This window comes from Adlercreutzia shanghongiae, assembly GCF_035830635.1.
Lineage (GTDB): Bacteria > Actinomycetota > Coriobacteriia > Coriobacteriales > Eggerthellaceae > Adlercreutzia > Adlercreutzia shanghongiae.
The window spans coordinates 1-24,335 of the sequence record NZ_JAYMFI010000019.1 but is presented as its reverse complement, the minus strand read 5'-3'; the positions used below and the strand labels follow the sequence as shown (position 1 = coordinate 24,335).

Sequence of the window (24,335 nt, the reverse complement as noted above, 5' to 3'; positions counted from 1 at the left end):
AGCGCCCGCAGACGCCCCGCACTTCCCGCAGAAGGCCGACCCTTCCGCAATCTCACTACCACACTTAGGACAGAACATACCTACCTACCTTTCTTTCGGTGCCACGTCACCACGAACGCCTTCTTCAACAACAAGCTCTTCCCTTTTGGTCAGGCACTTCGCAATACCCTTGATGTTATTCAAGAACTGTATTGGAAAAGAGTCGCTCCTCTTCCCCTCGCCTTCTCCGCCGTCTCCCTTTTCTCCCGCTGGCTTGCTGTCCTCTATATAGCTGTCGACGATCGAGTAGAGGGCAGTTGCGCAGTTTGCAACTTGATCGATCGTGAGATTTTTAAATGCAGTGCTGAACGCGATGCGCACCGTACTTTTGCCGATGCCTTTGACGACAGCCGACGTTTTCGCACATGCTTCGCTCTTCCACAGCTTCGCAATAGCTTCTCTTACCTGAGGGTCCTTGATTTTCCTCTTCTCGAAGCAGTACTTGATATATCCCCCCGGACCCGGGTTCTCGCAGCCTTTGGGCATGGGCAGACCCGCCATCTCCTGAAATAGAAGATCGAAGACCGCCGACATCGGCGTGACGACTACCAGACTGTTGAAGCTGTTATCGAAGTAATGGCCACACCCCTTCAGCGCATCCTCGAACTCATAAACCGCCATTTTCGACGAAAACAAGATCTTCATCTCGCAGCCACTTTTTGTCTCACGGAGGACGTAGGTTCTCGAATCCAGCACTTCCAAAAGAGATGCAGCCCAGTCGCAAGAGCCCAAATCGTTCCTGAGCGCTAGCTTCGTTCTGCGGTTGCTAACCATTTGAGGAGTAATCCCGAGGCGCTTCGCTAACGCCAAATCGGACAAACCGCGAGTCTTTTCAGCAAGAATCTCGAACATGACCAACTCGATTTCCGTCTTTGATGCTACGCCGAAATTTCTCTCGTAGAATTTGCCCGCAATCCTGCAAAACGCATCCGCTGCCTCACGTTCAGAGAACTGCACCTCCCCGAATGCGACGGGATACGACTGCTCCTCGCCCAATGTCAAAGAAGCATCGTCGCTCATCAGAACCACTCCTTTGCGAAAGTGGCCGGAACAGCGTAACGCACGGCCGCATGATCTCGTGCTATTCGGTTGTATCTACGTGATTGCTGCGGGAACTCGTCCCGCGGAAATGCTGCGCTAGCGCGCGAGGGCTCACGCCGTCTTAGCGGTGAGACCCCCCCCCAGGCAAGTGTATGTGCGCTTCGTTAACAGCATGTCGGCAAGTTTAGCACAGGTTGGCGACGCTACTAAGATTTTTTTTAGCCGACGGGACGCGCGACGAGTCTCTTACAATAGAGCACTGTGCACCGCCTCCGTTCCAGCCACGTACCCGATTGTGGTAACATTAGGGCCGCAACAAGGAGGTGCACCATGCCAACTGCAACGAAGGATGCCGAGATCAAGTTTCGCACGAGCGACGAGCTGAAGCGACAGACCCGGCGCGTCTACGACCGATGGGGCCTCTCCCTGAGCGAGGCCTTCAACCTCTTCATGCGCAAGTCCGTCGAGGTGGGCGGCCTCCCCTTCGACCTGCGGCCCGAGCCCTCCCCCGCCCTGAGCGGCCGGGAGACGCTGCGCCCGAATCCCGCTACGGGCATCACCGTCCTTCCAGCCTGGATGGACGGCCCCGAGGATGAGGGGCTCTACGATGACCTCGTGTGATCCCGCACCGCGCGACATCTGGCTTGCCTATGTCGAGTTTGCTGACCACCAAGGCGTAGGCAAGGTACGCCCCGTCGTCATCTTGGACGCCTCCGGGAAGGCGAGCGTCATTACCGCGAAGATAACGGCGTCAGCAAACTACGAACGGTCCGCTTTTGTCGAGATCTCGGACTGGGAATCCTGCGGGCTTCGTCGGCCCTCCTGGGTGCAAGTCGAGCCCCTTGTTGAGGTGCGGCGCGACAAGCTCCTGAGGGATACGCCGCTCGGACAGCTGTCCCTTTCGACTTACGAGCTCGTTTGCGCCGCGCTGGATTCAGATAATAGAAACGAGACCTAACGGCGAATCGGTCCGAAAAGCGTTTACGGGCGCAGGCCCATGCCGCCTTCCAGGGTGAGGGTCTCGCCGCTCATCCCGCCCAATAATATCGCCTCGTTCTTACATTCCCATCGGCTTCAGCAAGGCCTTCCGCCACAAGCTCCTTAAGATATTTCGCCGCAGTTTTCGATGAGATGCGAAGTTCGGCAGCCACTTCGCCGGCCGTCAGCGACTTCCTCTCTTCCAAAAGAGCGATAATGGCGAGTCTCACACCTTCCTTCAGAGAGTTGCCCGTCTTCGATTTCGCATGCGAATCCTCCCCGCGAGGAATGCGCGCTTTGAACACATCACCCTCTTCGAGTACGGGATCGGCCCCAAACAGCGCCTTTGCGTACTTCTCCAAATTACGAAAACCGCTCCCTAGCTCTTCCGCATAGCCAATTTGCGTGAAAAAATTCGCAATGATCGGGTTCTTTGGTATGGGATTGAAATCGGAAAGCGTTAAACGCCCCTCGAAAACAGCGCGACTCGCGTTTTCGGTTCGCAGACCCGTCTCATCGATGATGAGCTTCGCGGGAAAAGGACTCGTAAATTCACGGTGGATAAGCGTATTGGATACCATCTCCCTCACCACGATATCGCGTACGCTCACTCGACGGTCGCCCTCGAGGTAAAACGGGTCGGGAAGATGCTTCGCGCAGAAGTCGCGCAGCGCGCCATAGGCTGTCACGAGGTTGTCCCTCACTGTTTCCCTATCGTCGTAGCGATCGGCCTGCTGATCGCGAAACACCGCATCAGTCTTATAGGCGGGACACGCGGAGAGCACAACTTCACGACGACCGAGAAGTAGCGCAGCAGCCCGGTTGAGACCCTCAGCTCCCGTCTCTATATCTCTTGTGTAAAGCTGCGCGCTTCGCAATAGCTCGAAATCGTCCATTTCAGCCCAGGGATGATTCGGCCTTCTGGCTGAGGCCATCTTCCGGCACTTATCGATAAGACCAGGCTCTAAATCATCGATGCGCAAATAAGGAAAGATGTGTTGCTCGGTGAACACCGAGTACTTCCTCAGATAGAGGGAGGCAATCTGAGCATCGGTTCTCAAAACAACGTCGGCATCGGCGAACCTATCGTACACTTTGCCCTTGAAACGAAACACGCCTTGGGTGGGTGGCACCCAAACACGCAAAACCCATCGCCCGTCATACTCGATTTGCTCGAACTCCAAACTAGGCGGCATATTGACCAACTTGGGGTTGCACGTACAGTTGATGAGATTACGCTCCACATCAAGTATGCTCTGCGAGGGAATGCCTTGCACGATTCCATCGTCCGTCACTCCCAGAAATAGACTGCCGCCGTTCCTGTTGGCGAAGGAGCATAGCGTCTCGAGCGAATCTCGCTCTGGCTTAGAACCGCATCTCTTAAACTCGACTGTCGTAGATTCACCTTGCTGCAGTATATTCTCGAAGACAGAGCGCTCCATCATCCCTCTCCTTTCCATTGAAAGCAGAATAAGGGAAGAAATAGGGAAATAAGGGAAGAAATAGGGAAATAAGGGAAGAAATAGGGAAATAAGGGAAGAAATAGGGAAATAAGGGAAACGTTGAGGCGCGGCCGAGTGGCTAGCTCCCTCCGCCACATCCTAAAACATCCAAACACGCAACCAGAAAGAATCGGCCCGGAAAGCCGCGATGCTTTCCGGGCCGCTTTACGACTACTCTGTTGCCAGAGGACGCTCTACGGGCGCAGGCCCATGCCGCCTTCCAGAGTGAGGGTCTCGCCGCTCATGAACTTGAAATCGGGGTTGGCCAGCTGCACCACCACACGCCCGATCTCGGTTTCCACGTTGCCGTAGTGACCCATGGGAGGCATGTGCACGTTGGCCTCGAAAGCCTCGGGGTAGGCCTCCTGGAAGTTCTCCAGAGCAGCGGTCCAGGCCAGCGGGCACACCACGTTCACGTTGATGCCGTCGGGACCCCACTCGGTGGCGGCCACGCGCGTGAGGCCGCGGATGCCCTCCTTGGCCGCCGCATAAGCGCACTGGCCAAAGTTGCCGAACAGGCCCGCGCCCGAGGCGAAGTTGATGACCGAGCCCTTGGTCTTTTTCAGGTGCGGGTAGCACGCCTGCATGTAGTAGAAGGTGGCGTAGAGGCCCGAGTAGATGGCCAGATCGAACTGGTCGGTGGTGTGGTCGGCCAAGGTCACGCCGGAGGCGGAGGCCTGGGCGTTGTTCACCAGCACGTCGATGCGGCCGAAGGTCTCGATGGCCTGGTCCACCACGTTCTGCACCACGGCGGCGTTGTCGGCGCCGGCGTTCACGTCGGCGGCCACCACGAGCACCTTGATGCCGAACTCGGCCTCCAGCTTCTCCTTGGCCGTTTCCAACTTCTGCACGTTGCGCCCGGTGATAACGAGGTTCGCGCCCTCTTTGGCATAAGCGGTGGCGATGCCGTAGCCGATGGAGCCGGCGCTTCCGTCCTTCAGCGCCGCGAAGCCGGCGCCGGTGATGATGGCGGTCTTACCTTCGAGAAAACCCATGGAGCCTCCCTTGTCGAATGGCGGGGCGCCGCGCGCAGCGGCAAGCCTCCCGCGCCCTTACCTGCCCTTCACCCTACCAGATTTCCCCGCGCCGATGTTTCCGGAATGTTGCGCGGGCCATCCGCGTCCCCGAAAGGCGCAGAAAGCGCTGACTGCGCTTCGGAACGCCCCCTCCTGGCACGCCGAACGCCACCCGCACGCAAAAAGGGCGCCGAGCCTTAAGCCCGGCGCCCTTGAAGCTGCGCGATATGCGAAAGAGCGGTTTACTCGTCCAACGCCTCGGCGATCTCGTCGGTGATGTCCATGGTGTGGTACACCGCCTGCAGATCCTCCAACTCCTCCAGCTTGTCGATGAGGCGCATGACCTTCTTCGCGTCGGCCACCGACACCTCGGAGGGAGTGTTGGCGATCATGGTCATCTCGGCGCCCTTCACGGCCACGCCCTGGGCCTCCAGCGCCTTCACCACGGCCATGAGGTCGCCCGGAGCGGTGTAGACGATCCACTCCTCATCGGCATCCTCGTAGTCGTCGCCGCCAGCCTCGGCCACGGCCAGCATGAACTCCTCCTCGTCGGCAGCGGCGCCGTTGGGGGCGATGGGATTCTTCTTGTCGCCGGTCTCCACTTCCTTGGACACCACGATCTGGCCCTTGCGGTCGAACTGGAACGCCACCGAGCCCGAGGTGCCCAGGTTGCCGCCGGAATGCGAGAAAGCGGCGCGCACGTCGGCCGCGGTACGGTTGCGGTTGTCGGTCAGCGCCTCGCAGAGCACCGCCACGCCGGCCGGGCCGTAGCCCTCGTAGACGACCGTCTCGTAGTTGGCGGCGTCCTTGCCGGAGCCGAAGGCCTTGTCGATGGCCGTCTTGATCTTGTCCTTGGGCATGGAATAGCCCTTGGCCTTCTCAATGGCGGCGGCCAGCGACGCGTTGTTGTCGGGGTTCGGGTCGCCACCCTCCTTGGCCGCCACGGTGATGTTACGAGCCAGCTTGGAGAACAGAGCCGAGCGCTTAGCGTCCTGCGCGGCCTTGCGGTGTTTGGTGGTTGCCCACTTAGAATGCCCTGACATGGATACGTCCCTTCGAAAACACGAATATAACAGCGGCTCATGGTACCACAAGGCCCGCTTCCCTGAAAATACCCGCCCGGCGCTGCACGTTTTTTCTACGGAAGAGGACGGGGCCGGTCCGCGGATTCGCCGGAGACGCCCCGCCACGCTCTCGCGGCTAGCCCTCGTCCACCCGCGCCAGCAGCTCCTCGCGGGAGCCCACGCCCACCTTCCGGTAGATGGCCTTCACATGGGTGCGCACCGTGGACTCGGATATGACCAGCGTGCCGGCGATGAACGCAATACCGTGGCCGCGCCCCAAATACCCCAGTATCTCCCGCTCGCGGGGCGTAAGCGACGCCTCGTCGGCCAGAGCGTCGCAGCGGGCCGCCACATTAAGCGGGCGCGGCACCGCCACCGGGCGCCCCGGCAACTCGTCGCCCTCATCGGTCGCCGGCGCCTCGCCGGCTCCCCGCGAGGCGCGCCACAGCGACATCAGTGCCTCGCCGATAAGCGCCACGAAGAACAGCGTGCTCACCACCAGCAGCGCCGGGCCGCCCTCCTGCTCCTGGAAGGGCGGCGTCGCAGCAGCCGCAACCCCCAGGATGGAGAACGCCGCGAAAGCCGCCACCGCCACACCGAAGATGAAGCCGCAGGGAAGCTCGCCGCCGTGGGCCAACGCCGCCAGGCTCGCCAGGGCCAGGATAGCCAGCATCCCGAAAAACGCGTAGGACAGCCACGCTGCGAACCACAGAGGCACACTGCCGCCCGGAAAGCTGTCCAGGAAGATGAGCGCCAGCGCGAAGGCCGGCAGCACCAGGCGGTAAATCACCGGCAGAAGCGGACGCGACGAGCGCACGAAGCACAGCGGCACCACCACGAGCGCGCCCAGCACGCAGCCGAGCACCTCCATGTGCACCACGTCGAACAGGATGAACTTCCGCGCGCCCATGAGGAAGGCGAACACCATAAGGCCCGCAAAGGGCATGGCCAGAAGCCGCATCATGGCGAGCAGGCCGCGCCGCAGCGTGAGCGGCGCGTCGCCTTGCGCCCCCTCGGCGACAAAGCGGTCGGACAAGCGCCCCTGCGCCGCCTTCCAACAGGGCAGAAAGCACCCGAGCGGCAGCAGCACGCAGAACACGAGCAGCCCCACGGCGAAGGTCACCGAGGCGAGCAGCATCTCCAACAGGGCCGACAGCCCCACCATGACCGCCACCCACAGAAGCGCCTGGCGCAGGTCGTACTGGGCCATGTAGGCGCCCCAGCACACGGAAAGCTCCACGGTGCCCAGGCCCAGAAGCGCGCCTGCGGCTGCGGCGAGGGGCGCCGCGCCGAAGCCCGGCACTGCCGCGGCCAGCACGAACAGCACGTAGCCCGCCAGGTAGCATCCCGAACCTGCGAACACCCACCCGCGCCCGAGCAGGCGCGCCGCACCGCCCGGCCGCGCCGACGCCCACGCCGCGGCAAGACCCGCAACCACCGATACGCCCAGAAGCGTGTTGGCGAAGGGAGCCATATAGGCACCCGTATCGTACACGCCCGTCTCGAACAGAAGATGGTTCGGAGCGTAGATGGGCAAGGTGACCAGAAAGGCCGCCAGCATGAGCGTTTCCAATTTGAACGAAGAGCTGAGATGCAACGGACGTCACCCTCCCCGGTTCGCGTCGCAACAGATCGCCGCCTAGTATACCCAATGTTGACGCAGTGGGGACTCGCCGTTCCATTATCTTTCAAATCCGTTCTGACCTGCAGTTTAGCCGTATCTACCCCAATTCCGCGAGGAGCGATTCCGGCAAATACCCCGTTCCGACGATTTCTCGCGGGCACCATCCCGTGCCAGCATGGGGCCATCGCGGTGCAGAGGGCGCCGCGAGTCAACGACCCCGACACCAAGGGAGGACAGGGAAATGAGCAAGGAGAACATCAAGGGCATGTCCCGCCGCTCGTTCATCGGCATGGGCGCCGTGGCCGCCATGGCCGCAGGCGCGGCCGGGCTCGCCGGCTGCTCGCCGGCCGCCGGCAACGGCAGTGCGGCTGCGGGCAATGCCGCAGAGGGCGCCGAGGCGACCGCTCAGGGCGCCGGCGCGAGCGACGTGCACATCCACAACGTGAAGGACACCAGCTGGATGACCCCGCCGGCCGAGGTGACCGACTTCGCCAAGGAGCTTAACTGCGACGCGGTCGTCTGCGGCCACGGCTTCGCCGGCATCACCGCCTGCCGCGAGCTGGCCGAGCAGGGCAAGAACGTCATCCTCATCGAGAAGCAGCCCGAGGACACCTACGCCGCCGTGGGCAACGAGTTCGCCTCGCTGAACGCGGCCATCCTGCAGGAGCGCGGCGTGCCGCACATCGATCCGGTGGAGTTCTACCAGAACTTCATGAAGATCACCTCGAACATGCCGAACCCCGCCCTCGTCATGAAGTTCGCCCAGAACTCCGAGGCCAACTCCAACTGGTACCTCGACCGTCTGACCGAAGAGGACTTCGCCACCATGACGACGGCCTTCTTCCCGCCCACCGAGCACCAGCTCTCCGAGCTGTCGGGCATCAAGTTCTGGCCGAGCGTGTGCTCCTTCTACGGCGAGTGCAACCAGACCAAGATCCAGATGTACAACCAGGCCGCCGCTGAGGAGAAGGGCGCCCAGTTCTTCTTCGGCACCACCGCCGAGTACATCATCATGCAGGACGGCGCCGTGGCCGGCCTTGTGGCCTCCGATGCCGACGGCTACGTGAAGATCAACTGCAAGGCCGTGGTCTGCGCCTGCGGCGGCATGGGCGGCAATCCCGACATGATGGCCTACTTCATGCCCGATATGGCCCAGGCCCTGGTGGAGGGCGAGGAGCTGAACTCCATGTCGGCCAACGACGGCCGCGGCGTGCAGATGGCCTACTGGGCCGGCGCGCACCTGGAGACCACGCCCATCGCCGGCATGAACATGAAGGGCCTCTCCGTCCCCGGCAAGATGAACTGCCTGCCCCAGGCCGTGTGGATCGATGAGTCGGGCAAGCGCTTCTGCAACGAGTTCTACCCCACCAGCGAGCAGCGCGGCTACCAGACCACGTTCATGAGCCGCAAGACCAAGTACGCCGTGTGCGACAACAACTTCACCGAGTACCGCCAGTACACGCTGCCCCAGCACGCCGGATTCAACGCCACCGAGGAGAACATCCAGTCGCTGCGCGACGACCTGGACAAGGCCTACGCCAAGTTCAAGGGCACCTACGAGGAGCCGGAGCAGGAAGAGGGCCAGGGCGGCCCGGGCGGCGGCGGTCCTATGACCTCCGTCGAGTTCATCGCCGACGACACCCTCGAGGGCCTGGCCGGCCAGCTCGGCCTCACCGGTGACGCCGCCACCGAGTTCGTGGCGCAGATCGAGCGCTACAACGGCTACTGCGAGGCCGGCGCCGACGAGGAGTTCGGCCGCGCGAAGGAAGTGCTCTTCCCCGTGAAGGACGGCCCCTTCTACGCCTGCACCTTCGACCCGGTGCTCGGCGAGACCATGGTCACCATGGGCGGCATCATCACCGACGGCGAGCAGAACGCCCTCGACGCCAACTACGAGCCCATCCCCGGCCTGTACATGGCCGGCAACGACTGCGGCCGCCGCTTCGGCACCGAGTACATCACCCCCATCCCAGGCGTGTCCTTGGCCTTCGCGCTGGTGCTCGGCCGCGAGTGCGGCAAGTCCGTGGCGAAGTTCCTCGGCTAGCCCGTACGCTCCCGCCGGGCGCTCCCCTCTCGCAGGAGGCGCGCCCGGCCTTATCGGTCGGCCCCTTCCAGCGGCGCTCCCGACTTCCCGGGCGTCTCACCGAGTGGAAGCACCCGATCCTGCCGCCATACCCGTTGCGGCCCGAATCCCTCGAAGCCGCAGATGACGCGCGAAGCCCCCGGCCTCTCCCTCCCAGGCCGGGGGCTTCGCGCATTGCGTCCAGTCGCACCGCTTGGGCGGATTTCTGCTTGCAAAATGACGGGTAGCGTAGTTTCAGCGATGCCATCCGAGAAAACAGACCGAGTTTTCCCAGGTGGCATCTTCACAATCCGAGCATTCGAAGCGAGAGGACTACGCTAACCGTCGTTTTGCAAGCAGAATAGCAGGGATGCGCTCGCGCCTAGGAGTTCTCGCGCAGCCACAGGCCGGTCTTGCCGCCGTCCTTCCGTAGCAGGCGCACGTCGGAAATCTCCATGCCGCGGTCCACGGCCTTGCACATATCGTAGACCGTCAGACACGCCACAGAAGCCGCCGTGAGGGCCTCCATCTCGATGCCGGTCTTGCCGGTGACGCCGCAGGTGGTAATCACGCGAATGCCCACGCGGCCGTCGGCGCGCTCGCCCGCGCGCACCGGCTCGCACTCCACCTTCGCCTTGGTGATGTTCAGCGGGTGGCACATGGGGATAAGGTCGCTCGTCTTCTTCGCCGCCATCACGCCGGCCACGCGGGCGCAGGCGAGCACGTCGCCCTTGGCGGCCTTGCCCTCCACGATAAGCGCGAGGGTCTCCGGCTTCATGGAGATGAAGCCCTCGGCCACGGCCACGCGCTCGGTGTCGGCCTTCTGCGACACGTCCACCATGCGGACGTCGCCGTTCTCGTCGATGTGGGTCAGCTGCTCGGTCATGGGGTGCTCCTTGCTCTGCCTGGGTGAGGGGGGGGGCGAACCGAAGTCTGCCCCTGCGGATTCAATCTGTCGGCTCTTGAGAGCCGCAAGGCGTCTAGCCGCCTATTTGGGACATCTTCCGGTCGGTGCCTACCTTGTCGTGGTGCTCGTCGGGCTTGGCGCCGAGCGCGGTCAGCAGCACATCGCGGGCCGCCTCGTCGTCGCCGGCGCGCAGGGCCTGCCGCACATCGTACTCGTCGTCGGAGAACAAGCAGGGCCGCACCTTGCCGTCGGCGGTCACGCGCAGGCGGTTGCACTCGCTGCAGAAGTGACGCGACAGGGGGCTGATGAAGCCCACAGTACCCCGGGCGTTCGGGAACTCGAAGTAGCGCGCCGGGCCCCAGCCCAAAGGCTTGGCGCTCCCTGCCGCCCGCAGCGACGGAAGGCCGGCCGCGGCGGCACGACGATTGATAATCTGGAAGAGCTCCTCGGAGGGAATCACATCGGCCTTGCCCCAGCCCGTGCCCGCATCTTCGCTCGTATCGCCCACAGGCATGTACTCGATGAAGCGCACGTGCAGCGGCCGGTCGATGGAAAGCTTCGCGAACTCGAGGAAATCCTGGTCGAGGCTGCGCACGGCCACAGCGTTCACCTTAACGGGGTTGAGCCCCGCCTCAAGGGCCGCGTCGATGCCGGCGAGCGTGTCCTCCAGACGGCCCACCCGCGTGATGGCACGAAACTGGTCGGCGTCCAGCGTGTCCAGCGAGATGTTCACCCGCGAGAGCCCCGCGGCCTTCAAGTCGTCGATCATGCGGGGCAAAAGCACGCCGTTGGTGGTCATGGACACGTTCTCGATGCCGGGAACGTCGGTGATAGCGGCCACCAGATCCACCACGCCTTTGCGCACCAGAGGCTCGCCGCCGGTGAGCCGCACGCTCTTGATGCCGAGGCCCGCGGCCACCCGCACCAGGCGCTCGATCTCCTCGATGCGCAGAATCTCGTCGTGGGCCATCTGGCACACGCCGTCCTCGGGCATGCAGTAGACGCATCGGAAATTGCAGCGGTCCGTCAGCGAAATACGCAGATAGTCAATGGTCCTGCCGTGCGAGTCCTTCACAGCTCCCCCTCAAGGTCGTCTCTCGGGAAACTATTATACACAAGAGGGAATAAACCGCAACGAGCATAATAGAGCCGCCGCCTCCGAGGCGCGGCCCTTACTCCCCCGCCGTGGCCTCGTCCACCAACGCGATGAGTTCCTGCTGGGAATGCACGCCCAGTTTGCCGTAGACGTTGCGCGTATGGGTGCGTACCGTGTTCCAGGAAATATGCAGCTTGCTCGCCGTCGTGGAGCTGTTGTAGCCCATGGCCAAGCAACGCAGCACATCGGTCTCTCGCGGCGAGAGCTGGTAGGTCTCAGTGAGCTCTTCTATGGCGACGCCGAAGCGACCCTTCTTCACCGCCGGCTCGTCGCCCTCCCCCTCTTCGGCGCGCTCGGCGGTAAGATCCTGCATGAGCAGCTCGTCAAGGGTCGGCGCCCCTTCAACCTGCGGGATGAACAGGCGGTCGAACTCCCGCTCCGAGAAGATGACGAAGGCGCAGGCGAGCACGATAAGCGCCATGATCATATAGGCGAACGCCTCGCCCACGGCGCCGAAGAGCGATCCCAGGGCCTGGGCCCCGGACAGCCAGCCGATACCGTTGCCCAACTGGTAGGCGCCGTAGCCGTAGCCGAACACGATGACCGCCGACACCCGGCGCTGAAAGACGATGAAGGCCAGCGTGCACCAGAGGAACAGCTCGAAGACGACGCTGGCCAGCGACACGATCTGCGAGAGCACCGTGTGCAGCACCGTCACCAAGGGCAGGCAGGCCACGAGCGCCACGGACACCACCATGACCACCGAGTAGAGCTTGCCGAAGTTCAAGCGGTCGCCCTCGGTGCCCACGGCCACGACGGCCAGGGCGAGGGCGAGCACCATGCGCACGAGCATGACGAGCCGCGACCCATTGAGCGTCGTATCGATGGAGGAGATCGCCACCGAGGAGGCGTAAACCGACGAGACGATGCAGGAGAACACGAACACCACGGCCAGAAGCTTCCAGAAGGACTTCGGCAGCGACGCGCGGGACAGCGAGCGCTCCAGCCCCTGGGTCGGTTGCTCGTTGTAGCGCGAGAGCATAGCCAAAAAGCCCGCGGCGGCGGGCAGGAGCACGAAGACGAGAATGCCGGCCAAACTGGGGCCGCCGGACACCGGAGCCCAGGCGGGAGAGCCCACTACGATAAAGAACGAGGCGCCCACAACGAACTGGGAGTACGCCACGTACAGGATGACCTGCCGCGGCGGAAGCGCCCCGAAGAGCTGTCCGCAGCGCAGGGCGACAACACCCAGACCCGCGCCGAACAGCACCGCGCCGAAGATGAAGAGCGTCATGATCGCCCAACCGGGCAGCAGGTAGTAGAAGTAGTACGGGCCAATGAGAATGACGAGCAGGCTGCCCGCCGACGACATCGCGCCGCCCCAAAGGGCCGCAAAGGGCTTTTCCAGCCCCACGCGAACCCTCGGTGCCGCAAAAGTGCCCGCCAGCATGACCGCGCCGAAGGCCAGGCTCGACGCGATGATGAGCGTGGAGAGATTCCCGCCGTTCATCTCGGTGTCCGACAGCCAAGCCGTGCCGGAGCTGGCGATATAGACCGAGGCGAGCAGCGCCCCTAGGGCCATGTAGGGCAGCGCCGGCCAGGCCCTTACGAGCTTAGCCAGAAAGGTATTGGTCGCGGCCATGTCATCCCCTTAGCGCAAAGAGCGCCTTTTCCAAGGCGCGCTTTGCATCTCAGCTTCTTTTTCTAGGACACCAAATCCGGCTCTTCGGAAAACGACGGCGCGCTCGCCCTGGCCGGAGCGCCGGCGTCCTGCCGATCGAGCAGGGCACGGCCCGTGCGGCAGAGCCCGTAGCCGACGAACACCACGGAGTACACGGCCACCGACGCCTGAGCAGCCAGGCCGCCGTGCAGCGCCGAGGGAAGCAGCATCAGCAGCAGGTGCACGTACACCAGGCCGAAGAACGGATAGGCCAGCTTCTGCACCTTCTTCCACGTCTCGGTGCGCATGGTCTTCTTCACAAAGGCGAAGGAGGTCACGCCCAGCACGATGAGCAGCACGAGCAGCACGATGGCCAGCGCGAAGGCCCCCATCACGTTACCGGAGATGGCTCCGCCCCCGAAGATGCGGGGCAGGTAGCTCTCCAGATACACCGCCATATGGCCCAGCGAGAGGAACCACGCGATAATGGACAGCTCGCTGCGGATGGGCTTGAGCCACTTGCAGGCGCGCGACTCCTTGGCAAGGCAGCCGATGAACATGACCACGACGAACATCGCCAGCGACAGCTCGCACTTCTGGATGAGCACAAAGAGCGGGCTCCAAACGGCGCGGGGCAGGCCCACGGTGGAGCCGAACACGAACAGCACGTCCACGGCGATGGCGACGGCGTAGAAGGCCGTCGGGCACGCCTTGACGGGATTGCGCAGGGCGAAGCAGGCGGCGATGGTGACCAGGAGGATGATGGCGAAATCCATGACGTACCCCTATTCCCCGGCCTCGAGGCGTTCCTCGAGCTCGACGGCGATGGATTGCAGAAGCTCGGCGTCCTCCAGGAAGAACGCCTTGGACACCTTCAGGATGCCGCGGTAGAAGCGCGTCTGAAGAAGCAGCAGAGCCAAATCCTGGAACGTGTCGAACCACGACAGGATATGGTCGGCCAGAAACGCGCGGGACACGTTCACCTGGCGCAGGGCCTCGGCGTCGTCGCCGGCGCGCAGGGCCTCGGCAATGCGGCCGGAGAGCACCACGAGGAACTCGCACATGAACGACAGGTGGTCGTGGGGGAAGTCGTAGCCCTCGGCCTTGGCCACGTGGTTGGCCTTGTACAGCTGGAACACCTCGTGGTAGGCGTCCTGGAACATGAGCCCTTCCTCGCTCGTATGCACGCTCTCGTAGGGCACCGCGTAGCGGCCCTTCCACGACGAGGTGCCGGCAAACGCGCTCGTGAAGTCCACGGCCAGCTCCTGGCGGGTGCCGGAGTTGCGCTTGCGCAGGTAACGGGCCATATCGTTCAGGCCGTCGGCGAACAGCTCGTTCAAATCGGCGTACTCGGACCAGTCCATCTCGGCGATGTTCTCGATCTGCTCGGCCGTAAGCGGCCGGAAGTAGATGGCGGCCAGCATGTCGTAGAAGGCGGCACGGCCCTCACAGGCCGCGATCATCTCCTCGGTGACCTCGTTGGCCCCGACTGGCTTCCCGCCTTCGGCATGTCCCAAAGCGTCGTCCATAGACTCCCCTCTCCTCTTGTTCTCTCCTCGCATTGTAGAGCAACCGAGGCATCCTTGTCGCTGCGCGCGGCAAAGCGGCCTCGGTTGCCCTGCATCTGCAGGACGCGCCCTGCGCATCTTCCGGCCGCCGGGTAGGGAGGGAGGGGCGGCCGGAAGACGTGCGTGAAAGAAGGGGCGCCGTCGGCTGGCTGGCAAGCAGCGCCCCTCGCGGGTAGTGCGAAGCTACTTACTTCTCGTAGCGGGTGACCTCGACGGGCTCCTCCTGCCACTTGGCGGTCTTCTCAGAGAGAATGTAGACCGTCGTGGGGGCCAAGCTCGCCGGATCCCACAGATAGTGCGCGGCATCGCCGGCGGCGGCCACGGCCTTGCTCGCCGCGGACTCCGGGTCGTCCAGATCACCGAAGATGCGGGCGCCGCAGCAGCAGTTGTGCACGCAGGCCGGCTCCCACGTCTCGTCGTTCTTGCGCTGGAAGCACAGCGTGCACTTCTCGATGGTGTTGGTCTTCGGGTTCATCTGGCGCACGCCGTAGGGGCAGCCGGTCAGGCAGCTCTCGCAGCCGATGCAGTCCTCGGCGTTCACGAGCACGATGCCGGTCTCCTCGTCGCGGTAGGAGGCGCCGGTGGGGCACACCTCGATGCAGCCGGGGTTCTCGCACTGCTGGCACTGCATGGGCAGCCAGTACATCTCGATGTCGGGGAAGGTGCCCACGGGGCCTATGGCCGACACGTGGTTGCGCACCACGCCCAGGTTCATCTGGTTCTCGTGCTTGCAGGCGGCCACGCAGGAGTCGCAGCCCGAGCAGCGGTCCAAGTCGATGACAAGCGTATTTTTCATTAGAACACATCCTTCGTCTGAGCTTCAGCGAGCATTTCCTGGGTCGGCATGAAGGGCTCGAACTCCTCGGCCTCCACCCAGATGTTCTCCGGGCGCGTGGACTTCTCGATCTTCACCGTGAAGCCGCGGTTGGTGTAGGAGCCGTACACCTCGTTGAAGGGGGCGTCGTTCTTGGTGAGCACGTTCACGTTGCACTCGCGCCAACCGCCGGTGGGGTTGGCCTGGGAGGCGTCGAAGCACTCGGGGTTCCAGAAGCGCTCCATCCACACGGTCTTGGGATGGACGCCCTCGGTCAGGTAGGCGCGGGCGTGCACCTCGCCGCGGCGGCTCGTGACCTTCACCCAGTCCATGTGCTCGATGCCCAGCTCCGCGGCACTCGCCGGGTTGATGCGGATCTCGGCGCAGGGGAACAGCTCGCGGCTGAACGGCGCGTGGCGCATGGTGCCGTGATGGAAGTAGGGCACACGGCCGGAGGTGAGTACGAAGGGGTACTCCGCGTCGTAGCCCGGCATGCCCTCGTAGGGGCTCTCCACCGGCTCGATGGGCACGCAGATGGGGCTGTAGTCCTCGCAGGCCTCCTGGGGCTCCGGGTAGCAGTACGGATAGCCGTCGCGCGCCATGCGGATGAGCATCTGGCAGTACGTCTCCACCTTGCGGGACTCGGTGGCAAAGCCCGAGGGCAGGCCGTCGTCGCAGATCTGCTCGTGCTGGTTGTAGTTCCAGTAGTCGGGCGTGATGCAGGGCACGTACTCGTCCACGTTGGCCTGCAGGGTCTCCCAGTCGGGAGCGCCCAGGGTGTCGGCCACGCCCTGCTTGACGGCCGCCTCGTTGGGGCTGCCCAGATAGGCCGTGCCGTCGCCCAGCTCCAGGCCGTTCGGGATGTGGCCGCCCCACATCTCGCGGCACTTGGCCACCACCTGGGCGGCCGGGATGGAATGCGACACGGTCTCGCCGATGTGCACGCACTCGTTCTGCAGCCACTGGGTGTCCAGCTGGGTCATGTTCACCATGGGCTCTTCCAGCCACTCACGCAGCGGGAAGACCAGATCGCACGCCTCGATGTGGAACGAGGTGAGGTGCGGGTACTGGCCGATGATGTAGTCCACTTCGGGGAACACGTCGTACCATGACTTGGCGTTGCCGAGCATGGCCAGCTTGTTGCCGGACATGTCGAACCACACGCGCGGCTTGAACGGCTCGCCGGTGGCGATGGCGTTGCGCACCGTGGGGATGTGGGAGTGGCACCAGGCGTAGAGGCCCTTGTGGTCCTTCATGCCCAAACGGTCCTGCAGAAGCTTGTTCAGGATGCGCTGGGAGTCGGGCATGGCCTCGCCGAGGGCCTTGATGCGGGCCTCGTTCTCGGCATCGGACATACCGATGACCGCGCCCACGCCGTACATGTCGGAGAACATGCCGCCGAAGCCGTTGTTGTAGGTCACGGGACGCACGAGCTTGGTCTCGCCGGAGTCGGTCATCTCGGCGAAATAGCCGCCGCCCTTCTGGGTCATGGTCACGCCGGGCTTGTTGATGCGGCCCATGATGGAGTCCAGGCCCATGCAGCCGAGCGGCACCTGGGAGGCCGACTCGGTCATATCCGAGGCCACACCGTTGGCAATGCCGCCGTTGTTCTCGACGTACAGCTTGATGGCCTCTTCAATCTTATCGGCCTGAAGCCAGCACTCCTCGGCGGTCTTCTCCAGCGTCCAGGGGTCGGCCTCCTCCTTGTAGATCTGGCCGGCCGTCTTGTACTGCTTGCCGTTGAACTCGCCGGCCCAGAAGATCTCGGGGTCCACGGCGGCATCGGCCGGAGCGGAGTACTCGAAGGGCGCCACGGCGTTCGTCTTCAGATCGAAGCACACGTAGGCCGGGGTGTTCTCGGGGGTCGTCTGCACAAAGTCCGGGAAGAGCTCCTGGGCCTTCACCGGCAGCTTGGTGTCCGGGTCGATAAGGAAGGGCAGGTTCGTCCAGTACTTCGTGAACTCCTCATCGTAGAGCTTGTTCTCGAAGATGTAGCGGAACCACGACAGCAAAAGCTTCGTGTCGGTGCCGGGGCGCACGGGCAGCCACACGTCGGCCTTCACGGCGTCGGGCGAGAAGTTCGGGTCCACGACCACGGTCTTCACGCCGGCGGCGCGCAGCTCGGCCATGCCGCGGCCCGACTCGGCGGTCTCGGACACGGAGGGCTGGGCGCCCCAGATGACCACGATCTCGGTCTTGTTGTCCTCGACCTTGAAGATCTCCTGCACGGCGTTGTCCGCAATGGACTGGTCGTCGCCGCCGTAGAAGAGCTTGGAGAGGGCCCAACGGGGCAGGTAGCACTGGGCGCAGCCGGGCTCGAACACGGTCGGGCTGCCGAAGGCCATGGGCAGCGTCATGGCCTCCATGAACGAGTAGGATCCGCCGCCGCCGACGCTCGCGAAGAACGCGTAGTTGCCGTACTGGTCGATGGCCTCCTTGATATGGGTGGCCGCCTCGGTGATGGCCTCGTCCCAGGAGATGACCTCCCACTTGTTCTCGCCTCGCTCGCCGGCGCGGCGCAGCGGGTGCAGGATGCGGCGGGGGCTGTACATGGTGTGCAGCTGGTTCAGGCCCTTGATGCACAGGCTGCCGCGGCTCACGGGCGCCTCGGGGTCGCCCTCCAGCTTCACCACCACGCCGTCCTTCATGTAGGCGATGGCCGGGCACATCTGGATGCAGCCGTGGCAGCTCGTGCGCACGCGCGTGAGGCCCTCGGTGCTCGAAGGCCCGCCCTCGCCGGTGCCGGCGAGGTCCTCTTGCGGCGCGCTCTCCTGCATGCAGCCGGCCATCGAGGCGCCCACGGCCGCCGCCGCGCCCGCGAGCGCGGACACCTTGACGAAGCTGCGGCGTGTCAAATTGGTCTTTGACATGTTGTCTTCCTCTCCTCTTTCCTTACGTTACGGTACGGTTCAGTTCGACGTCAGATCTCTCAGAAACTCCCTTCCCTCCTCGGTCAACGTCCAACCATCCTTCCAAACCAGAGCACCTGCGCGCTCGAGCTTGTCTACGAAAACTGAGGGCTGCATGGTCTCGAGGCGGCCGTCTATCACGGTCTGCAGCGCCGGCTTGCCGCGCAGCAGAGCCTCGATCTGCCCATAGGGGCGCGGCTCGCTCTCGACGAACCGAAGCAGCTCGACATAGGTATCGGCACGCTCGGGAACCAGGCCAAGCAGGTCGGCGAGCCGTGCCTGGGGCTTGTTGTAATCGACGAAGTAGTCGCCCACCTCGGTGGTCTTGAAGGAGATGGAGGCGATAAGGTCGTCCACCTCGTCCTCGGAAAGGCCCTCTTTCTGGTCATCGAAGACGCGCTCGCCCCTCTCGTCGCGCTCGATGAGCTCAAGACCGTGGGCCTTCGCAAGCGACATGAGCAGGTAGTACTGGTTCTGGGTGGCGAGCTCGAACTGGGGAAGCGAGGCGATGTAGTCCTCGGCCTCACGCAGGGGGCGTTCCTCGCGGCAATAGGCGAGCGCCTTATAGAGAATCTCGCGATTGAGCGGGTGGCGCATCACCGTCATATTGAGCGCCGCAAGCTTCTCCTCGAACGTCAACTCCGAGGCGTCGGGCAAGTCCTCGACGGAAATAGAGGCATCGACGGATGCGGGAACTTCCACGTTCTCGTCGTCGGCCTGGGAATCGGTGCGCGGAATACCGCGGTCCTGAACATCAACCATGCATGCTTCGCATCGCAGCGGATGCGACCCTCCCCTCACCTATTCGGTTCTCCTCCATACCGCTTCTCCGTCAAGCTCATCTTCGCGATGAAGCAGACTCGAAACGGCTCTCACAGGTTGGAACTATAGGGGATAAGCTCGTTTCTCAGCTACCCGCAGACTGCCTGAAATTACGAAAAAGGCCACGTGAAACCTCACGCAGCCTGGGTGAGTGACCTCGTCTACCTGGGATTTTCCTTCGCGCCTTTGAGGTAGAACGCCCTAGCGGCAAACAAGGTACACCTTGTCGGGCGGGATGCGAACCCACAGCTCATCGCCTACCTCGGGCAGCGGGACGTCGGTATCGCGCTTGCTCACGCGCCAGAACAGGTGCTGGTGCAGATAGCTCATCTCGTTCCCGTCGAAGGGCACCGCTGCATCGGCCGGGTCGCGATCGAGGAACGCGAGCAGCGCCGTGCGCTCGAAGCGCGAGTCGCTCGTGCGATCCACGCGCATCCGGTAGCAGTTCTCGCCCGGCCCCTCCGCGCGCTCGATGTAGAAGGCGCGCACCCCCAGGCATGTCGCATCGGCGGGCACCGCCGCGGCGCAGGCCACATCGACCCCCCAGCGCGGGGCGTGCACGGTGCGCCCGTCGACCCGCTCTACGGGCACGGCGTTCTTGCAGCCCGACAGCTTCAGCCCCGCCACCGACCGGGGACGGTTCACCAGCTCATCCCCCGTGCCCATCTCCGCGATACGCCCGGCATCCACCACGGCGATGCGGTCGCAGAACCGCAGCGACTCGTCGATATCGTGGCTCACGTACAAAATGGTGCCCTCAAAGGCCTCGAACAGGCTCACGAGACTCTGCTCCAACACTCCTTTCAAGTGCGCGTCCAGGGCGCTGAAGGGCTCGTCCAGCATGAGGATGCCGGGGCGCGCCGCCAGCATACGGGCGAGCGCCACACGCTGCTGCTGGCCGCCCGAGAGCTGAGCCGGGTAGCGCTGGCCGAAGCCGCGCAGGCCGAAGCGCTCCAACTCTTCGGATATAATCCGCGCCCGCTCCTCCTTGGCCACCTCGCGCCCGATGCCGGCACCGATGTTCTCGGCCACGGTGAGGTTCGGGAACAGCATGTAGTTCTGGAATAGCAGCGCCGTCTTGCGCTGCTGGGGCGTGAGGTTCAGTCCGGCCTCCGAATCGAAGAACACCTTGTCGTTCACGACGATGCGGCCCTCATCCGGCGTCTCGATGCCCGCGATGCAGCGCAGCGTGAGGCTCTTGCCGCAGCCCGAGGCGCCCAGAAAGCCCAGCGTCTCGTCTTCCGCCTCGAAGGCCACGTCCAGCGTGAAGCTCCCATAGCTCTTGCGAATATCCACCGACAGGCTCATCGCTCCCCTCCTTCCGCCATCAGGCCGTCAGATACCGTACGCTCGGCCTCCTCCAGCCCATCGTCCGCCGCGGCCGCCCGCCCGCGTCGTCCCCCGCCGCGCGTGCCGTTGCGCCGGGGCTTCGGCGAGCGCCCCTCGTAATCGCTGCGCTGGCGGTAGCGTGTGGTGTGACGGCTCCACAAGTTGATGAACATGATCACCAGGAAGCTGAACACCATGAGCACGATGGTCCAGAACCACGTGGCCTCGGTGTTGCCGTTCATCCACTCGAAGTAGATGGCAATGGGGATGGTGCGGGTACTTCCCAGCTGATTGCCGGCGAGGAACAGCGTGCAGCCGAACTCGCCCAGGGCGCGGGCGAAGGCGAGCACCGTGCCCGAGGCGATAGAGGACCAGGCCAGCGGCAGCATGAGCCTCATGAAGATGCGCCCGTTGGACCACCCCAAGGTGCGCGCCGCGTCCAGCATGTTCGGGTCCAGGCTCTCGAAGGCCCCGCGAGCGCTGCGGTACATGAGCGGGAAGGCCACCACCACCGCGGCGATCACCGTGGCCTGCCAGCTGAAGGCCAAAGGAAAGCCGATGTCTTGGAAGAAGCGCCCGAAAGCGGTGTTGCGCCCCAGAAGCGACAGCAGCAGAAAGCCGCAGACCGTGGGCGGCAGCACCATGGGAATGGTGAAGACGGTATCGAAGATGTTCTGGGCGCGCTTCGAGATGCGCAGCGTGAAATAGGCCGCCGCAAGCCCCAGGAAGAACACGAACACGATGGCCACGCCGCTCGTGCGCAGCGTCACCCACAGCGGGGAATAGTCCATCGTGGCCAGAAACTCGCCGAGCTGCTCGAGCGGCGTGCCCTCCTGGGCGAGCGCAAGGCCCTCGGCGGGCACCAGATGCGCGCTGTCCATCTGAGCCGGGCGCAGCTCCGCCTTCACATCGTAGGCGGCATCGGGGCCCTCGATGGTCACGTAGTAGCGCCCCGCGCCTATCTCCCGCGCGAACGTGAACGTCGCCTCGCCCACCGTAAGCGAGGTATCCGTCTGCGAGCCCACGGTTCCAATGAGGACATAGCGCTCATCCTGATTCCGCAAAGGCACAACCCCGGCGGAGAAGTTGCTGTCCAGAGCCTCCATAAGGCTCCACAAATCGCTCACCGCCCCGTCGTCGGGGCTTTCGATGCCGAATTGGTCGGCAACTTGCCGGGGTATGAACATAACCGCACAGTCGGCAGTGTTGGCCACGGCCACGCGCTCTGGGTCGCTGAGGCGGTAGGTGTAGCCGTAGGACCGCCCGTCGATTTCGCGGGCCGAGCCCGTGCGGGAGCATTCGAAGCCCTCGGCGGCGAACGAGCAGCCCTCCATGCGGGCCGCATCGCCATCGGCCGCCACCTCGACTTCCGCCGAGGAGGTCGCTGCCGGCCCATCGGCCCAAGCAGTACCAGCCGGCACCGCAAGCACCAGCAGCATGAGCACCATCGCCCAAAGACGCCTCACCATGAATCCCCTCTCAGACTGATGGGCGGATTGATCCGCCCATCAGTTTAGCGCTTCTTGTAGCACGGCCGGCCGAGCTTCGCCGCATTAGGCGCGCTCGAAGCCCCATTCTTCCCAAATCTGCGCGCAGTCCTCATCGGTCATGCACCAGTCGATGAAGGCCTGGGCCGCCTCGGTGTGCTTGCTGCCGGCGCACACCGCGCCCGGGTAGGTGATCGGCTTGTGGGTATCGCCCGGCACCACTGTGCAGATAGCGACACCGCCCATGCGGTACACGTCGGAGGTGTACACCATGGCGATATCCACCTCGCCCGTCTCAGCGTACTTGCAGACATCGCCCACTTTGCCGCCGAGGGTCACCATGGGCTTCAGCGTCTCGGAGAACGTGCCGCCCTTGCCCGTCGCCTCCGGGCCCGTGGCTCCATCAGGCTCGATATAGCCGCCGACCGTGGTCAGGGCCTGGCAGGCGTAGTTGCCCGCGGGAACGCTCTCGTCGCCAACGGCGAGCGTGTACGCACCCGCAGCGATGTCCTCAAGCGAGATATCCTTCCCCGCCAGATCGCCGTCCTCCTCGGTGACGATCACGAGGTCGTTGTTGAACATGGTCCTGCGGGTATCCTCCGCAATATAGCCCGCCTCGGCAGCGTCGTCCATCTTGCCCGCGGAGGCCGTGATGAGAACATCCGCGTACTGGCCGGCGCCCAGCATCTCCACCAGCGTGCCCGAGCCCTCGTACTGCGTATCCGCGAAGGTCACCTCGGGGTGCTGCTCGTGATACAGCTCCTGTGCTTCGGCCATCGCCTTGGTCAGCGAGTTGGCAGCGAAAATCTGCAGCTCCACCGGCTCACCCGCAGGCTCCTCGGTCGTTGCCACGGGAGCAGCCTGCTCCTGGGTCTCGTTGGCGTCGGCAGATGCATCCTGAGCGCCGCCGTCGCTCGCGCAGCCGCTCAGGCCGAGGGCCGCCACCATCATCGTTGCCGACACGGCGGCAAACATCCTACGGGTCATATTCTTCATAGTTCCTCCGTCGTTATTATCCTTGCCCATGAATAATGGACGCGCCTATCATAGCGCTCTCGATATATGAGCACAAGACTTATTATTCTTACTGGCGAATAATTTTGAACAGAAAGGCCCCGGCTCGTCAGAGCCGGGGCCAAGAAGAGCTATAGCGCGCAGGATGCCCTACAGGGCAAAGCCCAAGCTGTCCAACACGTACTTCGGCACCATGAAGCGCACGGTCTTCTCCGGATCCACCATCTGGCACACCTGCACATCGGCCACGAGCGACAGCAGCATGACCATCTCATCGGCCGGCTTGCCCGTACGCTCGCAGATCAGATCGACCATCTCATGCACCGCGCGATCTGCAGCCGCGTCCAGGGACTCTGCCGAGGCAATGACCCCGAAATGGGTAGCGTTCTCGATGAGCGGATCGGCGATCGCAAGCTCCGGCAGGGCCTCAAGCGTCACCGTGGCCCATCCGGCCACCTCGGCACCGGACACGCTGATCTCGCCATCGCCCATAGCCGCATGCATATCACCGCAGCCGAAGAGCGCCCCGTCGACAGACACGGGGAAATACAGCGTCGCGCCGGTGGTGATAGCCGTGTTGTCCATATTGCCGCCGTGGGAGCCCGGCGTGCCGCAGTTGACCGCTTCGCCGGCGGGAGCCACCCCGATGACGCCGATCATGGGGCGCAGGGGAATACGCAGGGTCTCGTCCCACACAAGCTCGTCTCCGTCGATCTTGCACAGATGCGTGCTCCAAGCGTTGAAGCGATCGCCGCACACGCCCTCGCCCTCGCCCGTGCACGAGGCGGTCTGCTCGTCGAACTCGATAGCCTCAACGGTCACCTTCAAAGCACCGCCAGCCACCGCGCCTTCGACAAAGATAGGGCCCGTAGCGGGATTGATGTGGTCCCAATCAATCTCGTCAAGCTCGTCTTCGGGCCGCTGCACCTGATTGCCGAAGCAATCCTTCGTGCGAATGCGCACCGTGGCCCCCGAAGGCGCCGTCAGCGCCGGCTCAAGCTCCTTATCGAAGGCATAGAGCACCTTCTCATCGCCCAACTCGATCATGCACTCCTCCTAAAAACAAAAGAGACACCTCAACGGTGCCAAAAATTATAATACATATTCTTATATCTCACGGGTTCGCCCAAGGAAGTCAGCGAGGTTGCGGCAGGTACCTGCAATCGTGCCGAAAAGCGGCTGAGCGTACTTAGGTACGCGAGGGAAAGCTTTGAGGTGCGAGGGCAGGCGCCTGTCGGAACCGCAGCGTCAGCCAAATCCGAACGCCATCAGGCGTTCGGAACATAACAAAGCGCCCCCTGCGAGCGGAACGACCTGTCCTCCCGCGGCCTGGCGCCGCAGTACTTTCGGCGAGGTGGGGCTTAACTGCCGAGTTCGGAATGGGATCGGGTGATCCCCCACTC

The 24,335-nt window shown here is 63.7% G+C and carries 20 protein-coding genes, 1 rRNA gene and 1 pseudogene; 3 read left to right on the top strand and 19 right to left on the bottom strand.

Annotated elements, in window-relative coordinates; all coding sequences use genetic code 11:
- Positions 1–15 precede the first annotated feature (15 nt).
- Both VJ923_RS09180 and VJ923_RS09175 read right to left on the bottom strand, forming a co-directional pair.
- Positions 16–78: pseudogene (locus VJ923_RS09180) on the bottom strand (zinc-ribbon domain-containing protein); the annotation flags it as partial.
- A gap of 6 nt (positions 79–84) precedes the next feature.
- The gene (locus VJ923_RS09175) at positions 85–1,059 is read right to left on the bottom strand and encodes a hypothetical protein (RefSeq protein ID WP_326440762.1); all 975 of its coding nucleotides are present in this window, start codon (positions 1,057–1,059) and stop codon (positions 85–87) included.
- 351 nt (positions 1,060–1,410) lie between these two features.
- Between VJ923_RS09175 and VJ923_RS09170 the strand changes: the two genes are divergently transcribed.
- Both VJ923_RS09170 and VJ923_RS09165 read left to right on the top strand, forming a co-directional pair.
- Entirely contained in the window at positions 1,411–1,701 is a 291-nt protein-coding gene (locus tag VJ923_RS09170; RefSeq protein ID WP_326440760.1) for a type II toxin-antitoxin system RelB/DinJ family antitoxin, read from the top strand.
- Positions 1,688–2,038, top strand: a complete 351-nt coding sequence (locus tag VJ923_RS09165) for a type II toxin-antitoxin system PemK/MazF family toxin (RefSeq protein WP_326440758.1) — start codon at positions 1,688–1,690, stop codon at positions 2,036–2,038. Before VJ923_RS09170 ends, VJ923_RS09165 begins: the two co-directional genes overlap by 14 nt.
- Positions 2,039–2,108: 70 nt before the next feature.
- Here the strand turns inward: VJ923_RS09165 and VJ923_RS09160 are convergent, their stop codons facing one another.
- The 4 genes from VJ923_RS09160 to VJ923_RS09145 form a co-directional block, all read right to left on the bottom strand.
- On the bottom strand, positions 2,109–3,503 hold the full coding sequence (locus tag VJ923_RS09160; protein WP_326440757.1) for an RNA-binding domain-containing protein: 1,395 nt from the start codon (positions 3,501–3,503) through the stop codon (positions 2,109–2,111).
- Positions 3,504–3,754: 251 nt separating this feature from the next.
- Positions 3,755–4,555 carry an SDR family NAD(P)-dependent oxidoreductase gene (locus VJ923_RS09155; protein ID WP_326425924.1) on the bottom strand — a complete coding sequence of 267 codons (801 nt, stop codon included), beginning with the start codon at positions 4,553–4,555 and terminating at the stop codon, positions 3,755–3,757.
- A gap of 263 nt (positions 4,556–4,818) precedes the next feature.
- Positions 4,819–5,619, bottom strand: a complete 801-nt coding sequence (locus tag VJ923_RS09150; RefSeq protein ID WP_326440755.1) for a YebC/PmpR family DNA-binding transcriptional regulator — start codon at positions 5,617–5,619, stop codon at positions 4,819–4,821.
- A 157-nt stretch (positions 5,620–5,776) separates the two neighbouring features.
- Entirely contained in the window at positions 5,777–7,237 is a 1,461-nt protein-coding gene (locus VJ923_RS09145) for a helix-turn-helix transcriptional regulator (RefSeq protein WP_326440753.1), read from the bottom strand.
- Between the two features lie 268 nt (positions 7,238–7,505).
- Between VJ923_RS09145 and VJ923_RS09140 the strand changes: the two genes are divergently transcribed.
- Entirely contained in the window at positions 7,506–9,308 is a 1,803-nt protein-coding gene (locus VJ923_RS09140; protein ID WP_326440751.1) for an FAD-binding protein, read from the top strand.
- 400 nt (positions 9,309–9,708) lie between these two features.
- Here VJ923_RS09140 and moaC read toward each other — a convergent pair whose 3' ends face one another.
- The 13 genes from moaC to rrf form a co-directional block, all read right to left on the bottom strand.
- The gene (gene moaC / locus VJ923_RS09135) at positions 9,709–10,212 is read right to left on the bottom strand and encodes a cyclic pyranopterin monophosphate synthase MoaC (protein WP_326440749.1); all 504 of its coding nucleotides are present in this window, start codon (positions 10,210–10,212) and stop codon (positions 9,709–9,711) included.
- Positions 10,213–10,306: 94 nt separating this feature from the next.
- Positions 10,307–11,308: a GTP 3',8-cyclase MoaA gene (gene moaA, locus VJ923_RS09130; RefSeq protein WP_326440747.1), complete on the bottom strand. Its 1,002-nt coding sequence runs from the start codon at positions 11,306–11,308 to the stop codon at positions 10,307–10,309.
- Positions 11,309–11,405: 97 nt separating this feature from the next.
- The gene (locus VJ923_RS09125; protein ID WP_326440745.1) at positions 11,406–12,971 is read right to left on the bottom strand and encodes a helix-turn-helix transcriptional regulator; all 1,566 of its coding nucleotides are present in this window, start codon (positions 12,969–12,971) and stop codon (positions 11,406–11,408) included.
- Positions 12,972–13,033: 62 nt separating this feature from the next.
- Complete coding sequence (locus tag VJ923_RS09120) at positions 13,034–13,765, bottom strand: ferric reductase-like transmembrane domain-containing protein (RefSeq protein WP_326440743.1); 732 nt, start codon at positions 13,763–13,765, stop codon at positions 13,034–13,036.
- A gap of 9 nt (positions 13,766–13,774) precedes the next feature.
- A complete protein-coding gene (locus VJ923_RS09115) occupies positions 13,775–14,518 on the bottom strand; it encodes a TorD/DmsD family molecular chaperone (RefSeq protein WP_326440741.1) in 744 nt (247 codons plus the stop codon).
- 226 nt (positions 14,519–14,744) lie between these two features.
- Entirely contained in the window at positions 14,745–15,353 is a 609-nt protein-coding gene (locus VJ923_RS09110; RefSeq protein WP_326440739.1) for a 4Fe-4S dicluster domain-containing protein, read from the bottom strand.
- Positions 15,353–18,241 carry a molybdopterin-containing oxidoreductase family protein gene (locus tag VJ923_RS09105; protein WP_326440737.1) on the bottom strand — a complete coding sequence of 963 codons (2,889 nt, stop codon included), beginning with the start codon at positions 18,239–18,241 and terminating at the stop codon, positions 15,353–15,355. The genes VJ923_RS09110 and VJ923_RS09105 overlap by 1 nt, the downstream gene beginning before the upstream one ends.
- A gap of 39 nt (positions 18,242–18,280) precedes the next feature.
- Positions 18,281–19,042: a hypothetical protein gene (locus VJ923_RS09100; protein WP_326440735.1), complete on the bottom strand. Its 762-nt coding sequence runs from the start codon at positions 19,040–19,042 to the stop codon at positions 18,281–18,283.
- A 261-nt stretch (positions 19,043–19,303) separates the two neighbouring features.
- The gene (locus VJ923_RS09095; protein ID WP_326440733.1) at positions 19,304–20,410 is read right to left on the bottom strand and encodes a sulfate/molybdate ABC transporter ATP-binding protein; all 1,107 of its coding nucleotides are present in this window, start codon (positions 20,408–20,410) and stop codon (positions 19,304–19,306) included.
- On the bottom strand, positions 20,407–21,900 hold the full coding sequence (gene modB / locus VJ923_RS09090; protein ID WP_326440731.1) for a molybdate ABC transporter permease subunit: 1,494 nt from the start codon (positions 21,898–21,900) through the stop codon (positions 20,407–20,409). Before modB ends, VJ923_RS09095 begins: the two co-directional genes overlap by 4 nt.
- Before the next feature lie 84 nt (positions 21,901–21,984).
- Positions 21,985–22,914 (bottom strand): molybdate ABC transporter substrate-binding protein, encoded by a 930-nt coding sequence (locus VJ923_RS09085; protein ID WP_326440729.1) that lies wholly within the window; start codon positions 22,912–22,914, stop codon positions 21,985–21,987.
- A 168-nt stretch (positions 22,915–23,082) separates the two neighbouring features.
- The gene (locus tag VJ923_RS09080; RefSeq protein ID WP_326440727.1) at positions 23,083–23,979 is read right to left on the bottom strand and encodes an acetamidase/formamidase family protein; all 897 of its coding nucleotides are present in this window, start codon (positions 23,977–23,979) and stop codon (positions 23,083–23,085) included.
- A 254-nt stretch (positions 23,980–24,233) separates the two neighbouring features.
- Positions 24,234–24,335 (bottom strand): 5S ribosomal RNA (gene rrf / locus VJ923_RS09075); the annotation flags it as partial.

Bases quoted from the DNA above. Each gene is read 5' to 3' on its own strand.
- VJ923_RS09175 (WP_326440762.1), bottom strand. From the start codon at position 1,059: ATGAGCGACGATGCTTCTTTGACATTGGGCGAGGAGCAGTCGTATCCC.
- VJ923_RS09120 (WP_326440743.1), bottom strand. From the start codon at position 13,765: ATGGATTTCGCCATCATCCTCCTGGTCACCATCGCCGCCTGCTTCGCC.
- VJ923_RS09155 (WP_326425924.1), bottom strand. From the start codon at position 4,555: ATGGGTTTTCTCGAAGGTAAGACCGCCATCATCACCGGCGCCGGCTTC.
- VJ923_RS09080 (WP_326440727.1), bottom strand. From the start codon at position 23,979: ATGATCGAGTTGGGCGATGAGAAGGTGCTCTATGCCTTCGATAAGGAG.
- VJ923_RS09115 (WP_326440741.1), bottom strand. From the start codon at position 14,518: ATGGACGACGCTTTGGGACATGCCGAAGGCGGGAAGCCAGTCGGGGCC.
- VJ923_RS09095 (WP_326440733.1), bottom strand. From the start codon at position 20,410: ATGAGCCTGTCGGTGGATATTCGCAAGAGCTATGGGAGCTTCACGCTG.
- VJ923_RS09110 (WP_326440739.1), bottom strand. From the start codon at position 15,353: ATGAAAAATACGCTTGTCATCGACTTGGACCGCTGCTCGGGCTGCGAC.
- moaC (WP_326440749.1), bottom strand. From the start codon at position 10,212: ATGACCGAGCAGCTGACCCACATCGACGAGAACGGCGACGTCCGCATG.
- VJ923_RS09165 (WP_326440758.1), top strand. From the start codon at position 1,688: ATGACCTCGTGTGATCCCGCACCGCGCGACATCTGGCTTGCCTATGTC.
- VJ923_RS09170 (WP_326440760.1), top strand. From the start codon at position 1,411: ATGCCAACTGCAACGAAGGATGCCGAGATCAAGTTTCGCACGAGCGAC.
- VJ923_RS09085 (WP_326440729.1), bottom strand. From the start codon at position 22,914: ATGAAGAATATGACCCGTAGGATGTTTGCCGCCGTGTCGGCAACGATG.
- VJ923_RS09105 (WP_326440737.1), bottom strand. From the start codon at position 18,241: ATGTCAAAGACCAATTTGACACGCCGCAGCTTCGTCAAGGTGTCCGCG.
- VJ923_RS09150 (WP_326440755.1), bottom strand. From the start codon at position 5,619: ATGTCAGGGCATTCTAAGTGGGCAACCACCAAACACCGCAAGGCCGCG.
- modB (WP_326440731.1), bottom strand. From the start codon at position 21,900: ATGGTGAGGCGTCTTTGGGCGATGGTGCTCATGCTGCTGGTGCTTGCG.
- VJ923_RS09160 (WP_326440757.1), bottom strand. From the start codon at position 3,503: ATGATGGAGCGCTCTGTCTTCGAGAATATACTGCAGCAAGGTGAATCT.
- VJ923_RS09140 (WP_326440751.1), top strand. From the start codon at position 7,506: ATGAGCAAGGAGAACATCAAGGGCATGTCCCGCCGCTCGTTCATCGGC.
- VJ923_RS09100 (WP_326440735.1), bottom strand. From the start codon at position 19,042: ATGGTTGATGTTCAGGACCGCGGTATTCCGCGCACCGATTCCCAGGCC.
- VJ923_RS09125 (WP_326440745.1), bottom strand. From the start codon at position 12,971: ATGGCCGCGACCAATACCTTTCTGGCTAAGCTCGTAAGGGCCTGGCCG.